This is a genomic window from Nocardioides bruguierae (assembly GCF_023554635.1).
Classification (GTDB): domain Bacteria; phylum Actinomycetota; class Actinomycetes; order Propionibacteriales; family Nocardioidaceae; genus Nocardioides; species Nocardioides bruguierae.
This window is the reverse complement of the sequence record NZ_JAMJPH010000032.1, coordinates 1-14,929: the sequence shown is the minus strand read 5'-3', so window position 1 is coordinate 14,929 and position 14,929 is coordinate 1. Positions and strand designations below refer to the sequence as shown.

General features: G+C 72.9%; 12 protein-coding genes. 9 read left to right on the top strand and 3 right to left on the bottom strand.

Annotation, left to right across the window (positions count from 1 at the left end; all coding sequences use genetic code 11):
• Nucleotides 1-125: 125 nt before the first annotated feature.
• From M8316_RS17250 to M8316_RS17240, 3 genes are all read left to right on the top strand, one after another.
• The gene (locus M8316_RS17250; RefSeq protein WP_250056646.1) at nt 126-1,160 is read left to right on the top strand and encodes an NAD(P)-dependent alcohol dehydrogenase; all 1,035 of its coding nucleotides are present in this window, start codon (nt 126-128) and stop codon (nt 1,158-1,160) included.
• A 58-nt stretch (nt 1,161-1,218) separates the two neighbouring features.
• A complete protein-coding gene (zwf, locus tag M8316_RS17245) occupies nt 1,219-2,640 on the top strand; it encodes a glucose-6-phosphate dehydrogenase (RefSeq protein WP_250056644.1) in 1,422 nt (473 codons plus the stop codon).
• 180 nt (nt 2,641-2,820) lie between these two features.
• A complete protein-coding gene (locus M8316_RS17240) occupies nt 2,821-3,282 on the top strand; it encodes a phage holin family protein (RefSeq protein ID WP_250056641.1) in 462 nt (153 codons plus the stop codon).
• Nucleotides 3,283-3,304: 22 nt separating this feature from the next.
• On the opposite strand, the gene M8316_RS17235 is transcribed toward M8316_RS17240, so the two are convergent.
• Both M8316_RS17235 and M8316_RS17230 read right to left on the bottom strand, forming a co-directional pair.
• Nucleotides 3,305-3,748, bottom strand: a complete 444-nt coding sequence (locus M8316_RS17235) for a hypothetical protein (RefSeq protein WP_250056639.1) — start codon at nt 3,746-3,748, stop codon at nt 3,305-3,307.
• 66 nt (nt 3,749-3,814) lie between these two features.
• Nucleotides 3,815-5,452 carry an ABC-F family ATP-binding cassette domain-containing protein gene (locus M8316_RS17230; RefSeq protein ID WP_250056637.1) on the bottom strand — a complete coding sequence of 546 codons (1,638 nt, stop codon included), beginning with the start codon at nt 5,450-5,452 and terminating at the stop codon, nt 3,815-3,817.
• 129 nt (nt 5,453-5,581) lie between these two features.
• Between M8316_RS17230 and M8316_RS17225 the strand changes: the two genes are divergently transcribed.
• The 5 genes from M8316_RS17225 to M8316_RS17205 all read left to right on the top strand — a co-directional run bounded on the left by M8316_RS17225 (nt 5,582) and on the right by M8316_RS17205 (nt 12,097).
• The gene (locus M8316_RS17225; RefSeq protein ID WP_250056635.1) at nt 5,582-6,268 is read left to right on the top strand and encodes a hypothetical protein; all 687 of its coding nucleotides are present in this window, start codon (nt 5,582-5,584) and stop codon (nt 6,266-6,268) included.
• Nucleotides 6,269-6,441: 173 nt separating this feature from the next.
• Nucleotides 6,442-8,472 (top strand): thioredoxin domain-containing protein, encoded by a 2,031-nt coding sequence (locus M8316_RS17220; protein WP_250056633.1) that lies wholly within the window; start codon nt 6,442-6,444, stop codon nt 8,470-8,472.
• Nucleotides 8,473-8,600: 128 nt separating this feature from the next.
• Complete coding sequence (locus M8316_RS17215; RefSeq protein WP_250056631.1) at nt 8,601-9,989, top strand: ABC transporter substrate-binding protein; 1,389 nt, start codon at nt 8,601-8,603, stop codon at nt 9,987-9,989.
• Nucleotides 9,990-10,127: 138 nt separating this feature from the next.
• Complete coding sequence (locus M8316_RS17210; RefSeq protein ID WP_250056629.1) at nt 10,128-11,126, top strand: carbohydrate ABC transporter permease; 999 nt, start codon at nt 10,128-10,130, stop codon at nt 11,124-11,126.
• Nucleotides 11,123-12,097 (top strand): carbohydrate ABC transporter permease, encoded by a 975-nt coding sequence (locus M8316_RS17205; protein WP_250056627.1) that lies wholly within the window; start codon nt 11,123-11,125, stop codon nt 12,095-12,097. The genes M8316_RS17210 and M8316_RS17205 overlap by 4 nt, the downstream gene beginning before the upstream one ends.
• An 81-nt stretch (nt 12,098-12,178) precedes the next feature.
• On the opposite strand, the gene M8316_RS17200 is transcribed toward M8316_RS17205, so the two are convergent.
• Entirely contained in the window at nt 12,179-13,585 is a 1,407-nt protein-coding gene (locus tag M8316_RS17200; RefSeq protein WP_250056625.1) for a GH1 family beta-glucosidase, read from the bottom strand.
• Nucleotides 13,586-13,737: 152 nt separating this feature from the next.
• Here M8316_RS17200 and M8316_RS17195 point away from each other — a divergent pair, with 152 nt between their 5' ends.
• Nucleotides 13,738-14,757 carry a LacI family DNA-binding transcriptional regulator gene (locus tag M8316_RS17195; protein ID WP_250056623.1) on the top strand — a complete coding sequence of 340 codons (1,020 nt, stop codon included), beginning with the start codon at nt 13,738-13,740 and terminating at the stop codon, nt 14,755-14,757.
• Nucleotides 14,758-14,929 lie beyond the last annotated feature (172 nt).

Genomic DNA, 14,929 nt, shown 5'->3' with positions numbered 1-14,929 from the left:
CGCGGAGACCGTCGGTCGGGACGTTGGTCCCCGTCGTGGCCGGGCAGGTCCGGCGACACCTGTCGCTCCTGCGGTGCAGAATCAGGGGCGTCCGCCACCCACGCCCTGCCCTCCAGGAGTCCGTCATGCCCGACCCCTCCGTGCCCGCCACCATGCGTGCCAGCGTCCTGCTGGAGCAGGGCGTGATCGAGATGCAGGAGCGGCCGGTGCCCGTCGCCGGCCCGGGCGAGGTGCTGGTGCGGGTGGCCTCGGTCGGGGTGTGCGGCTCCGACGTGCACTACTACCGGCACGGACGCATCGGTGACGCCGTCGTGGACGCACCGCTGGTGCTCGGCCACGAGGTCAGCGGCACGGTGGTCGACGTGGGTCCCGGCGTGCCGGAGACGCGGGTGGGGGAGCGGGTGGCCATCGACCCCCAGGTGCCGTGCCGCCGCTGCCGCCACTGCCTGAGCGGCCGCTTCAACCTGTGCCGCGAGATGCGCTTCTACGCCACCCCGCCGGTGAACGGCGCGTTCGCCGACTACGTCACCGCGCCCGCCGACTTCGCCCACCCGGTGCCGGGGACGATGACCGACGAGGCCGCGGCGCTGCTCGAGCCGCTCTCGGTCGGCCTCTGGTCGATCCACAAGGCCGCCATCGGTCCCGGTGACCAGGTGCTGGTCGCCGGCGCCGGGCCGATCGGCGCGATGGTCGCCCAGGCCGCCCGCGCCGCCGGTGCGGCCGACGTGGTGGTCACCGACCTGGTCGCGTCCCGTCGCGAGCGCATCACCTCCCTGGGCGCGACCCGGGCCCTGCACCCCGTCGAGGACGCCGACGCCGTCGCCGCGCTGGAGGCCGACTCGTTCGTCGAGTGCTCGGGCGCGACGCCCGCGCTGCTCCAGGGCCTGCGCGCGGTGCGCCCCGGCGGCACCGTGGTGCTGGTGGGCATGGGTGCGGACGAGGCGACCCTGCCCACGGCCTACCTGGCCGCCATGGAGATCAGCCTCACCGGCGTCTTCCGCTACGTCGACACCTGGCCGCGGGGCATCGCGCTCGCGCAGGCCGGGATGGTCGAGCTGGACGCGCTGGTGACCCACCGGTACCCGCTGGAGGAGGTCGAGGCGGCCCTCGACGCCGACTCCGACCCGCAGTGCATGAAGGCGGTGGTCCAGGTCTCCTGAGCTGCCCGACGGCCGGACCCGGGACGGGCCGCCTCCCCGCGTCGGAGAGGATGGAGCCGTGACCAGCCTGACCGCAGACAGCACCTCCCCCGACTCCCGGTCCGACGCCGTCGTCCTCTTCGGCGTCTCTGGCGACCTCGCCTACAAGAAGCTGCTCCCCGCGCTCTACAACCTCGAGCGGGCCGAGCGGCTCGACGGCCCGGTCATCGGGCTGGCGCGCTCGGCGTGGGACGACGAGCGCCTGCGGGCACGGGCCGAGGGCGCCGTGCGTGACGCCGCCACGCAGGTGGACGAGGCGGCGCTGGCGCGGCTGCTCGGCCGGCTGCGGATGCTGGCGGGCGAGTACACCGAGACCGCGACGTACGAGGCGCTGGCCGCGATGCTCGCCGACACCGCGCGGCCGCTGTTCCACCTCGCCGTCCCGCCCGTGGTCTTCGAGAGCGTGGTCGCCGGGCTGAACGCCGTCGGCCTGGCCGACCGCGGCCGCGTGGTCGTCGAGAAGCCGTTCGGCCGCGACGCCGCCTCGGCCGCGGAGCTGAACACCGCGCTGACCCGCTACGTGGACGAGCAGAACATCTTCCGCATCGACCACTACCTGGGCAAGGAGTCGGTCGAGGGGCTGCTGGTCTTCCGCTTCGCCAACACCCTCTTCGAGCCGCTGTGGAACCGGCACTACGTGAAGTCGGTGCAGGTGACGCTGGCCGAGTCGCTCGACACCGAGGGCCGGGCCGGCTTCTACGACGGCGTCGGTGCCGTGCGCGACGTCGTGCAGAACCACCTGCTGCAGATCGTGGCGCTGCTGGGCATGGAGCCGCCCATCGCGGACGACGCCGACGCCTACCGGGACGAGGAGGTGCGGCTGCTGCGGCAGGTCCGCCCGATCGACCCCGACGACACGGTGATGGGGCAGTACGAGGGCTACGGCGAGGAGGACGGTGTCGCTCCCGGCTCCATCACCGAGACCTTCATGGCCACCACGCTGTGGATCGACTCCTTCCGCTGGGCCGGGGTGCCGTTCCACGTGCGCGCCGGCAAGGCCCTGGCCGGGGCCGCCACCGAGGCCGTGGTCGAGCTGCGCCGCCCGCCGCGGCTGCTGTTCGCGTCCAAGTCCGCGGAGCGGCCCGAGGCCAACCGCCTGCACTTCCGCCTCGGCCACGACGACGGCGTCTCCGTGACCCTGCAGGCCAAGGCACCCGGAGCGAAGGCCGTCAGCCAGCCCGTGGCTCTCGGCGTCGACTTCGACCGGGCCCTGGGACACCGCCAGGAGGCCTACGAGCGTCTGCTCGACGACGCCATGGACGGCCGCAAGCACCGCTTCGCCCGCCCCGACACGATCGCCGAGGAGTGGCGGATCGTGGACGGCCTGCTCGCCGCGGGCAAGGAGCCCGAGCTCTACCGCCGCGGCACCTGGGGCCCGGCCGCCGCCGCCAAGGTGGCCGACCCCTGGCACCCCGTGACCACCAAGGCCCCGCGCGCCTGAGCTCCGCTCGTCATCGCGGAGCGCGGGACGCACCAGGTACGTCCCGCGCTCCGCGATGATCCTGCGCCCGCTCACCCGGGGCGGGTGAGATCGGGCCGCGACCCTGCCGCGGGGCGCGCCGCGGGCCTAGCGTCGAGGTGCCGCGGTCGGTCCGCGGACGAGGCGCGAGGAGGCCGCACCATGATCCGACTGCTCATCCGCCTGGCCGTGTTCGTGGGGTCCTCCGCGATCGGCCTCGTCGTCGCGACGATGGTGCTCGACGACATGACCCTGGACGTGCAGGGCTTCCTGCTGGCCGTGGCCGTGTTCTCGGTCGCGCAGGCCCTGCTCAGCCCGTTCGTGAGCCGGGTGGCCGAGCGCAACGCGGAGGTGCTGCTCGGCGGGGCCGGGCTGATCTCGACGCTGCTCGCCCTGATCGTCACGTCCCTGCTCACCAGCGGGCTGACCATCGACGGGGGCATCGGCACCTGGCTGGCCGCGATGGTGATCGTGTGGGCCGCGACCGCGGTGGCCACCCTGTTCCTGCCCTACCTGGTGCTGCGGGCACGCCGCCGCTCGCGCACGAACGACCAGGAGCGGGCCGGGGAGCGTGGGGCCCGCGCGGCGCTGGACGACCTGGCGTCCCGGGACAACAAGTCCTGAGCGAGCCCTGCAGGAGCCGGCGTCACCCCGCAGCCGTGGGCTCCTCGGGCACGTCCACCAATCGCATCCGGAACGCCCTCCGACCCGAGAGCGTCTGGCAGGTGCCGAGCCGGCCGGTCTCGTCCGTCACGGCGCGGGTGGCACTGCCGCACACCCACGCGCCGTGCCGGACGTAGCCTCCGCTGCCGCGGCCCTGCGTCGGCGCGTCCGCGTAGTAGGCCGCCGCACGCCGCAGCGCCGCCTCGCAGCTGACGCCGCCGGTGCGCTCGCTGACGGTCGCGACGCCGCCGTCCCCGGGGAGCGCGAAGGTGCCACAGCCGACCCCGCTGGAGGCCGAGGCCGAGCCCGCGGTGTCGCCGGGTCCGTTGATCGCCAGCGACAGCAGGCCGATCACGAGCAGCAGTCCGAGGGCCCAGAGCCACGTGGGCGCGGACCGATCAGCCGGGTGGTGCGGACAGTCCGCCACCCTCCGACCCTCGCGGACGCCCCGCCGGGCCCGACAGCCCCATCCGGGGTATTGCCGCGAGGCCCCTCAGACCTCGCGGACCCGCCCGTCCTCGACGTGCAGACGTCGGTCGAGACGCACGGCGTCGAGGAGCCGGCGGTCGTGGGAGACGAGGAGCAAAGCGCCCTCGTAGGAGGCCAGCGCCTCCTCCAGCTGCTCGATCGCCGGGAGGTCGAGGTGGTTGGTCGGCTCGTCGAGCACCAGCAGGTTCACGCCGCGGGCCTGGAGCAGCGCGAGCGCGGCGCGGGTGCGCTCGCCGGGGGACAGCCGCCCCACCAGGCTGGCGACGTGGTCGGCCTTGAGGCCGAACTTGGCCAGGAGCGTCCGGCACTCGGCGGGGGAGAGGTCGGGCAGCGCGAGCTCGACGGCGCGGCCGAGCGTCTCGTCGTCGGGCAGGCCGGTGCGGGCCTGGTCGACCTCGCCGATCGCCACGGAGGCACCGAGCGAGGCGGTGCCGGACGCCGGCTCCTCGCGGCCCAGCAGGAGCCGCAGGAGGGTGGTCTTGCCGGCACCGTTGGGCCCGGTGATGCCGACCCGCTCGCCGGCGTCCACCTGGAGCGACACCGGCCCGAGGGCGAAGTCCCCGTGCCGCACGACCGCCTCGTTGAGCGTGGCGACGACCGAGGACGAGCGGGGCGCGGCGGCGATGGAGAACTGCAGCTGCCACTCCTTGCGCGGCTCGGCGACCTCGTCCAGGCGCGCGATGCGGGACTCCATCTGCCGGACCTTCTGGGCCTGCTTCTCGCTCGAGTCCACCTGCGCGCGGCGGCGGATCTTGTCGTTGTCGGGCGACTTCTTCATCGCGTTGCGCACGCCCTGGCTGCTCCACTCGCGCATGGTGCGCGAGCGGGAGACGAGGTCGGCCTTCTTCTCGGCGAACTCCTCGTAGGCCTCGCGCGCGTGGCGCTTGATGACGGCGCGCTCCTCGAGGAACGAGTCGTACCCGCCGTCGTAGACCCGCACCTCGTGCTGCGGCAGGTCCAGCTCCACGACCCGGGTCACGACGCGGGCCAGGAACTCGCGGTCGTGGGAGACGAGGACGATGCCGGTGCGCAGGCCCTGCACGAAGGACTCCAGCCGCTCCAGCCCGCCGAGGTCGAGGTCGTTGGTCGGCTCGTCGAGCAGGACGACGTCGAACCGGCTCAGCAGCAGGGCGGCGAGCGCAGCCCGGGCGGCCTGGCCGCCGGAGAGCGACGTCATCAGCGCATCGGCGCCGACGTCCAGCCCGAGGTCGGCCAGCACCGGGCCGATCCGGTCGTCGAGGTCGGCCGCGCCCGTGGCCATCCAGTGGTCGAACGCGACCGCGTAGGCGTCCTCCGCGCCGTCGTCCCCGCTGCCCAGCGCGTTGGCGGTCTCCTCCATCGCGACCGTGGCGGCGGCCGCGCCGGTGCGGCGGACGACGTAGCCGGCCACGGTCTCGCCGGGCACCCGCTCGTGCTCCTGCGGCAGCCAGCCGACGAAGGCGTCGGACGGCGCCGTGCTCACCGTGCCGGCCAGGGGCCGGTCGACGCCCGCCAGCAGCCGCAGCAGCGTCGACTTGCCCGCCCCGTTCGCGCCCACGACGCCCACCACGTCGCCCGGGGCGAGGGTCAGGTCGAGCCCCTCGAAGAGCGTGCGGTGGTCGTGGCCACCGGCGAGGTCCTTGGCGACGAGGGTGGCGGACACGGACGTGATCGTACGGCGAGCAGGGTGCCTCGGGAGCATGGCGGCGGCTTGGCCGACGGCCTTTACAGGTCCAGGTTTCAAGCCGGGCCTGACGGAAAGGGTGACGAGGACTTCTCGGGAGGGACCCACATGCAGCGCACCCACATGCACCGGGTCGCAGCGCGGGGCGCTGCGGCTCTCCTCGCCGTGGCCGTCGTCGTCACCGGCACCGGCTGCGACGCCGGGAGTCCGGCCCCCGACGCGACCGGGACGAGCCGGGCTCCGACCGCGTGGGAGCAGAGGTTCGACGCGACCAGCTGCGCGCCGTTCACCGAGCCGGCCGGTGACGAGCAGCAGGGAGGGCCGCTCCAGGACGCGCACACCCGCGTCCTCGGCATCGGTATGCGGCGCCAGCCGGGCGCTCCCCTGGAGCAGGTCGCGATCATCCCGGTGACCAACCGGGGTGCAGAGCCGGTCGCGATCCTCTCCGTCGAGTTCGTCACCGAGAAGGGGGCCTCACCGCTGACCGTGGACGGCATCCGTCTGGCCCCGGCCGGCATCCGCAAGTCGATGACCCGCCCCACGCCGCGGTTCGACAGGTGGCCCGACGCCGCCGACTACTGCCTGCCGGGAACTGACGGGGGCACGGGCACCGACGACGCTCCGAGCTCCGACCCGGCCGGCGCCGTCCTCGCGTTCCGGATCGGGCCCACCCCCGCCGACGAGGTCGACGGGGAGGAGGAGAGCAAGAACAACGCCATCAACGTCCACTACGCCACCAGCGACGGGGGACGCTTCGTCGCGGTGTACCCCTACCAGTTCTACTGGGACAACTAGTCGACGACGACCCTCGGACCTTGGCCCAGGAGGGTGCCCTCACCAGGTCGGCATGGTCCGTGGCTGAGGACCGTGTGAGGCTGTCCGGACCGCCTTCGTGAGCGGGGAACGAGGGCGCCAAACCTGCGGTGGCGTCCTGGCACCGCGTCGACCAGTGATGGAGTGAGGGGCAGATGCCCAACCGATTGTCGGCGGCCACGTCGCCGTACCTCCTGCAGCACCAGCACAACCCCGTCGACTGGTGGGAGTGGGGGCCGGAGGCTTTCGCCGAGGCCCGCCGACGCGACGTCCCGGTGCTGCTCAGCGTCGGGTACGCGGCCTGCCACTGGTGCCACGTCATGGCGCACGAGTCGTTCGAGGACGACGCCACGGCGGCCTACCTCAACGCCCACTACGTCTGCGTGAAGGTCGACCGCGAGGAGCGGCCGGACGTCGACACCGTCTACATGAACGCGACCACGGCGATGACCGGCCAGGGCGGCTGGCCGATGACCTGCGTCCTCGACCACGAGGGCAGCCCGTTCTTCGCCGGCACCTACTTCCCCGACGAGCCCAAGCACGGCATGCCGTCCTTCCGGCAGGTGCTCGAGGGCCTGGCGGACGCGTGGGAGAACCGGCGCGACGAGGTCGGCCGGGTCGCGGCGAACCTGCGCGAGCACCTGGCCAGCGACGGCTCGGTGCCGCCCGCGCCGCTGGGTGCGGCCGAGGTCGCGGCGGCGGTGCGCGCCCTGGACGGGCAGCACGACGACGTCCGGGGTGGGTTCGGGGGTGCCCCGAAGTTCCCGCCGTCGATGGTGGCGGAGCTGCTGCGGCGAGTCTCGCTCCAAGGCACCGACGAGTCGCCGCGGGCGCGGCAGATGCTCACCGCGACGGTCAAGGCGATGGCCCGCGGCGGTATGTACGACCAGCTCGCGGGCGGGTTCGCCCGCTACTCCGTCGACGACCGCTGGGTCGTGCCGCACTTCGAGAAGATGCTCTACGACAACGCGCAGCTGCTCGGCCTCTACGCCCGGCTCGGCACGCCGCTCGGCGACCGGGTCGCGGCCGAGACCGCCGACTGGATGCTCGCCGAGCTCCGCACCCCCGAGGGCGGCTTCGCCTCCGCGCTCGACGCCGACACCGAGGGCGAGGAGGGCCGCTATTACGTCTGGACGCCGGCGCAGCTGGCCGAGGTCCTCGGGGCGGACGACGCGGCCTGGGCGGCGCAGGTCTTCGGCGTCACCGAGCGCGGCACCTTCGAGCACGGCTCCTCGGTGCTACAGCGCCGGGCGGACCCGGAGGGGCCGGGGGAGCAGCGGCTGGCCGACGTCCGCACCGTGCTCCGTGCCGCCCGCGAGACCCGCACCCGCCCCGCGCGCGACGACAAGGTGGTGGCCGCCTGGAACGGCCTGGCCATCTCCTCCCTCGTGGACGCCGGCAGCCTGCTGCGCCGCCCGGACCTGCTCGACGCGGCGCTGGACGCGGGGCGGCTGCTCGCGGAGGTCCACCTCGTGGAGGAGGGCGGCCGCATGCGGCTGCTGCGGGTCAGCCGTGACGGAGTCGCCGGCCGCCACGCGGCCGTGCTGGAGGACCTCGGCTGCGTGGCGGGTGGCTTCCTCGCCCTGGCCGGTGCCACCGCCGACCCGGTGTGGCTGCACCGGGCGCTCGCCCTGCTCGAGGACGCCCTCACCCGGTTCCGTGCCGAGGACGGCGGGTTCCTCGACACTCCCGCCGACGCGTCCGACCTGCTCACCCGCCCCCGCGACCCCGGCGACAACGCGAGCCCCTCGGGGCTCTCGGCCACCGTGCACGCGCTGCTCGCAGCGCACGCGCTGACCGGGACCCAGCGCTACCTGGACGCCGCGCACGAGGCCCTCGGGACGGTGGCGGCGCTGGCCGTCCGCTCGCCCCGCTTCGCCGGGTGGTCGTTGGCGGCCGCCGCCGTCGCGGCCCCGGGCGTGCCCGAGGTGGCCGTCGTCGGGGCGCCGGGGGAGCGGCGCGACGCCCTGGAGCGGGAGGCCCGCCGCCTGCCGGGGGCCGTGGTGGCGGTCGCCGACCCGGCCTCACCGGTCTGGTCCGCAGCGCTGGACGGGGGCCTGGCCCTGCTGGAGGGGAGGACCCCGGTGCCCGGTGCGACAGAGGCGGCCTACCTGTGCAGGGGATTCGTCTGCCAGCGTCCGACCGCCGACCCGGCCGTCCTGAGAGAAGTGTTCAGCTCTCTGTGAGCCCCGTTACACAATTGTTGCTGAGAAACCTTGACGTTACCTGAGTGCAAGCGCTGTCATGCCTCTTACGCAGAGTCCATCAGGCGGGGGCAAGGTCGCTCTCGCCGCTGACGAGAGAGGGACCCAGCATGCGTTCGAAGAAGGTGCGGCAGGCTTCTGTCGCTGCGCTGGCCGTGGCCGGCCTGGTCCTGGCCGGTTGCGCGAGCGACGACGGTGACACCAGCGAGACCCAGTCGGCCGGCGGCACCTGGCCCGGCGACGGCAACAGCAACTGCGAGGGCCTCGAGCAGCTCGCGGACTTCGGTGACCTGACCGGCACGACGGTCGGTGTCTACACCTCGATCCTCTCCCCGGAGCAGGAGCAGCACGAGGCCTCCTACGAGCTCTTCACCGAGTGCACCGGCGCCGAGGTCAGCTACGAGGGCTCGGACCAGTTCGAGACCCAGCTGGTCGTGCGCCTCCAGGCCGGCAACGCCCCCGACATCGCCTACATCCCGCAGCCCGGTCTCCTGCAGACCGTCGTCGGCTCGGGCCTGGCCGTGGCGGCCCCGCAGACCGTGTCCGACAACGTCGACGAGTGGTTCGGCGAGGACTGGAAGGGCTACGGCACCGTCGACGGCACCTTCTACGCCGCCCCGCTGGGCGCCAACGTGAAGTCGTTCGTCTGGTACTCCCCGAGCACGTTCGAGAAGAACGGCTGGGAGATCCCGGAGACCTGGGACGACATGCTCGCTCTCTCCGACGAGATCGCGGCCTCGGGCATGAAGCCGTGGTGCGCGGGCATCGAGTCCGGCGAGGCCACCGGCTGGCCGGCCACCGACTGGCTGGAGGACGCGATCCTCCGCGACCAGGGCGCCGACTACTACGACCAGTGGGTCAACCACGAGGTGCCGTTCAACGACGCCGGCGTGGCCGAGTCGCTCGACCGGGTCGGCGACATCCTCAAGAACTCCGACTACGTCAACGGCGGCTTCGGCGGCGTCGACTCCGTCGCCACCACGTCCTTCCAGGAGGGCGGCCTGCCCATCCTCGACGACAACTGCGCCATGCACCGCCAGGCGTCCTTCTACGGCACCCAGTGGGGCGACGGCGTGACCGTGGCCGAGGACGGCGACGTGTTCGCCTTCTACCTGCCGACCACCAACGAGGACAACGGCAAGCCCGTCCTCGGCGGCGGCGAGTTCGTGGCGGCGTTCTCCGACCGCCCGGAGGTCCAGGCCTTCCAGACCTACCTGTCGACCGACGTGTGGGCCAACGAGAAGGCGAAGGCCACCACCACCGGTGGCTGGGTCTCCGCGAACACCGGTCTCGACGTGGCGAACCTGGTCGGCCCGATCGACCAGCTCTCCGCCGAGACGCTGCAGGACCCCGAGGCCGTCTTCCGCTTCGACGGCTCCGACCAGATGCCGAGCGCCGTGGGTGCCGGTTCCTTCTGGAAGCAGATGACGGCGTGGATCACGGGTGAGGACACCCAGACCGCGCTGGACAACATCGAGAACAGCTGGCCGGCCTCCTGACGAGCGCCACGGCCTGAGTCGCGTCGCCGGGGCGGGTTGGCACACCCACCCGCCCCGGCCCGCGCGGCCCGGGCCCGCTGAAGCACGCCCTGCCGGGCGACACCGGCGGGGGACCGCTCTCGAGAGACGGGTAGGACCGTGACCACGTCAGACAAGCTCATCCAGATGGTCATCGCCGTCGCGCTGTTCTTCGGCGTGATGGCCGTGATCCTGCTGCTCACGCAGCGACTCCGCTCGCGCAACGGCGAGCGCGTCCAGGCGGCGGCCTTCGTGCTGCCCGCCCTGCTGCTCATCCTCGTCGGACTGCTCTACCCCGCGGTCCGCACCCTCATCCGCTCGTTCTACGGCGCCGGCCCCTTCGAGGCCCCGTTCGTCGGGCTGGACAACTACACGCGACTCTTCACCGACCCCACGCAGCTCCAGGTGCTGCGCAACACGCTCTTCTGGGTCATCCTCACGCCGCTGCTCTCCACCGGCATCGGCCTGGTCTACGCGATCCTCGTGGACCGCTCCCGCTTCGAGAAGGCAGCCAAGGCGCTGCTGTTCCTGCCCATGGCGATCTCGATGGTCGGTGCCTCGATCATCTGGAAGTTCGTCTACGCCTACCGCAGCGCGGAGGGTCTCTCCTCCGCCCAGGCGGCCGGGGGCGTCGACCAGATCGGTCTCGCCAACCAGCTGCTCACGATGATCGGGCTCGACCCGTACAACTTCATCCTCGACCAGCCCTGGAACACGTTCTTCCTCATCGTCATCCTGGTCTGGATCCAGGCCGGTTTCGCGATGACGATCCTGTCCGCCTCCATCAAGGCGATCCCCGACGACATCGTCGAGGCCGCCCGGCTGGACGGCGTGGGCGGCTGGAAGATGTTCCGACACATCACGATCCCGAGCATCCGCCCGAGCCTCATCGTGGTGCTGACGACGATCACCATCGCCACGCTGAAGGTCTTCGACATCGTGCAGACCGCGACCGGCGGCAACTTCGGCACGTCGGTGATGGCCTACGAGTTCTACACGCAGAACTTCGTCTCCGGTAACCAGGGCCTGGCCACGGCGATCGCGGTCGTGATCTTCGTGCTCGTGGTCCCGATCGTCATCTACAACGTCCGCTCGATGCGCAAGCTGGAGGCACGATGACCGCCGCAGTGGAGAACCCCGTCGGCACCGAGCCGACCCCGCCCGAGGGCGGCAACGGGTCCAAGGGTGGCCGGCCCAAGTCCGCGGCGTCGGCCTTCAAGGAGTCCGCCGGCGGCCGCGTCGGGTCCGCGATCGCGCTCATCGTCGCGCTCGTCTGGACGGTGCCGACGTTCGGCCTGCTGGTCTCGTCCTTCCGCCCCGAGGCCGAGGTGAAGTCCAACGGCTGGTGGAACTTCTTCCAGGACCCCCAGTTCACGCTGGACAACTACCGCACGGCGCTGGACTCCAGCGCGGGCGCCGGCACCCTGATGGACAACCTGATCAACTCGGTCGTCATCACGGTCCCGGCGGTGCTGATCCCGATCAGCCTCGCCACGCTGGCCGCCTACGCGTTCGCGTGGATGGACTTCAAGGGCCGCGACACCCTGTTCGTGGCGGTCTTCGCGCTCCAGATCGTGCCCATCCAGGTCACGCTGGTGCCGCTGCTCCAGCTCTACCGGGACATGCCGTTCGGCCTCGTCCCGCTCTCCGGCAACGGGGCGCCCGCCGGCGGCCTCTACGCCCTGTGGCTCTCGCACACGATCTTCGCGATGCCGCTGGCGATCTTCCTGCTGCACAACTTCATGCGGGAGATCCCCGGTGAGCTGATCGAGTCCGCCCGCGTGGACGGCGCCGGTCACGTGCAGATCTTCACCCGCATGATGCTGCCGCTGATGGCCCCGGCCATCGCCGCGTTCGGCATCTTCCAGTTCCTGTGGGTCTGGAACGACCTGCTCGTCGCCAAGGTCTTCAGCTCGCCACAGGTGCAACCGCTCACGGTCGCCCTGCAGCTGCTGGTCGGCCAGCGCGGCGAGGACTGGTACCTCCTGGCCTCCGGCGCGTTCATCTCCCTGGTGATCCCGCTGGTCGTCTTCTTCAGCCTCCAGCGCTACTTCGTCCGCGGTCTGCTCGCGGGCAGCGTCAAGGGCTGACGCCCAGGAGTGCAGGACGCCGGCGTGCGGACCGCGCCGCCGGCGTCCTCACCGACCCCTTCCCACGGGGTCGTCCCCCCATCAGCCACGCGCCTCCCGCGCGACCTCGGCCACCCAGTGGTACGAGGCCTTCGGGGTCCGCGCCTGGTCCGAGGAGTCGATGTGCACGAGCCCGAAGGTCTTGGTGTACCCCTCGGCCCACTCGAAGTTGTCGAGCAGGGTCCACACCACGTACGCGCGGACGTCCGCGCCGGCGTCCCGCGCCGCTCGCGTGGCAGCGAGGTGGTCGCTCAGGTAGGCGACCCGGTCCTGGTCGTCGACGACGCCGTCGACCACGTTGTCGGCGACCTTGGCGTCGGCCATGGCCGCGCCGTTCTCCATCACCAGCACCGGCAGCCCGGTGCGCTCCGCCGTGGTGCGCACGAGCTCCTCGAGGCCGCTCGCGTCGATCTCCCAGCCGATGTCGGTGATCGGCTCGCGCACGACGAGGTCGAAGGCGGGGGCGCCGGGGTAGGCGCCGCCCTCGGGGTGCGCCGCACCGCCGGCGGCCGGCGTGGGGCGCACGGGCGTGTAGTAGTTCAGGCCGACCCAGTCGGCCGAGCCCTGGACGGCCTCCAGGTCCCCGGGGTGCACGAGGTCGGTGTCGCCCAGCTCCGGGGCGACCGCGAGCAGGCCCTCGTCGTAGGCCCCGTCGACCAGCGGGTCGAGCCAGACGCGGTTGCGCAGCGCGTCGATGGCGTCGGTGACCGCGTCGGCGCCCGCCTCGCCGGTGGTCTCCGGCCAGATCGGGGCCAGGTTGAGCACGACGCCGACGTCGCACGGGCCCGCGGCCCGCAGGCGCTCGGCGGCCAGCGCGTGGCCCAGCATCAGGTGGTGCGCGGCCCGGTGGGCGGCACCGCCCTCGCGACGCCCGGGCGCGTGGACGCCGGCGGCGTAGCCGAGGTACGCGGCGCACCACGGCTCGTTCAGGGTGGCCCAGGCGCCCACGCGGTCGCCGAGCCGCTCGGCCACCACCGCGGCGTAGTCGGCGAACGCCTCGGCGGTCTCGCGGACCAGCCAGCCGCCGGCGTCCTCGAGGGGCTGGGGGAGGTCCCAGTGGTACAGCGTGGCCGTGGGCTTCACGCCCCTCTCCAGGAGGCCGTCGACGAGGCGGTCGTAGTAGTCCAGCCCGCGCGGCTCCACGGCGCCGGTGCCGGCCGGCACGACGCGCGGCCAGGCGATGGAGAAGCGGTACCACTCCACGCCGAGGCCGGCGACGAGGTCGGCGTCCTCGCGCCAGCGGTGGTAGCTGTCGCAGGCGGTCTCGCCCGAGGATGCGTCGCGGACGGCGCCGGGGCGCTCGGTGAAGGTGTCCCAGATCGACGGGCCGCGTCCGTCCTCGGCGACGGCGCCCTCGATCTGGTAGGAGGCGGTGGCGGTGCCCAGCTCCAGGCGGCTGCCGTCGGGCAGGCGGACGGGGAGCGGACCGGTGTAGGCAGACGTGCGCATGGTCACAACCTAGGGCCCGCCGCGCGGGTGCGACATGCCTGTCACGTGCCAGGGCCGGGAGCATGGTGCCCGCGGTCCGGGGGGACCCCCGAGGGGCGCGGCCGCCAGGCCCACCACGGCGGCCGTGACCACGACCGCGAGGGGGGTGCCCGGTGACGAGCATCGACGACGTCGCCCGCGAGTGCGGCGTCTCCACCGCCACGGTCTCCCGGGCCCTGCGCGGGCTCCCGCGGGTCTCCGAGGACACCCGCGCCCGGGTGCTCGAGGCGGCCGTCCGCCTCGGCTACACGCCCTCGCCGCACGCCGTCGGCCTCGCCAGCGGCGGTCGCACGCGCACCGTGGCCGTCGTCGTCCCGTTCGTCACCCGCTGGTACTTCTCCACCATCCTGCTCGGGGCCGAGCGCGAGCTGCGGCGCCGCGACCACGACCTGGCGCTCTACAACCTCGGCGGCGACCCCGAGGCGCGCGACCGGGTGCTCGGCACCGAGCTGCTGACCAAGCGGGTCGACGCGATCGTGATCGTCGGCATCGAGCCCACCGCCACCGAGCAGCGTCGGCTCGCCCGCCCCGGCCGCACCGTCGTGACCGTCGGCCTGCGGGTGCCGCACTGGCCCAGCGTCAGCATCGACGACGTCGAGGTGGCCGAGAAGGCGGTGGCGCACCTCGTCGCCCTCGGGCACCGACGCATCGCCTACGTCGGCGGGCTCAAGGACGAGGGGCTGGACTTCACCACGCCCCGGCTCCGGCTGCGTGGCTACAGGCAGGCGCTGGCCGCCGCGGGCCTCCCGCACGACCCGACGCTCGAGGTCGACGGCGGCTTCACCAGCGACGGCGGCATCGAGTCCGGGCACGCCCTGCTCAGCCGGCCGGACCGGCCGACCGCGGTCTTCGCGGCGTCCGACGAGATGGCCATCGGGGTGCTGCACGCCGCCAAGGAGCGCGGCGTCCGCGTGCCCGAGGACCTCTCGGTGATCGGCATCGACGACCACGAGATGTCGCGGTTCATGGGGCTGACGACGCTGCGGCAGCCGGTCGTCCAGCAGGGCCAGATCGCCGCTCGCCAGGCTCTGCACCTGCTCTCCTCGGAGCCGGACGACGAGCACGTGCCCGAGCACGTCACCGTCTCCACGGAGCTGATCGTCCGCGAGACCACCGCCCCGCCGTCGTCCTGACCTGGCGTGGCCGATAGTGCGCGACGAAATGCACCTGTTTCGGCCCTTGGGTTCATGCGGTGGTCGCAACACCTAGCCCTGGAGGGGTGTATGGGTGTCGGAGGCCGGCCGCGGGTACGGCGGAGCGTCGAGAGAGCTTTCTGGGAGCTGGTTCCTGAGCATCGGTCCTGGC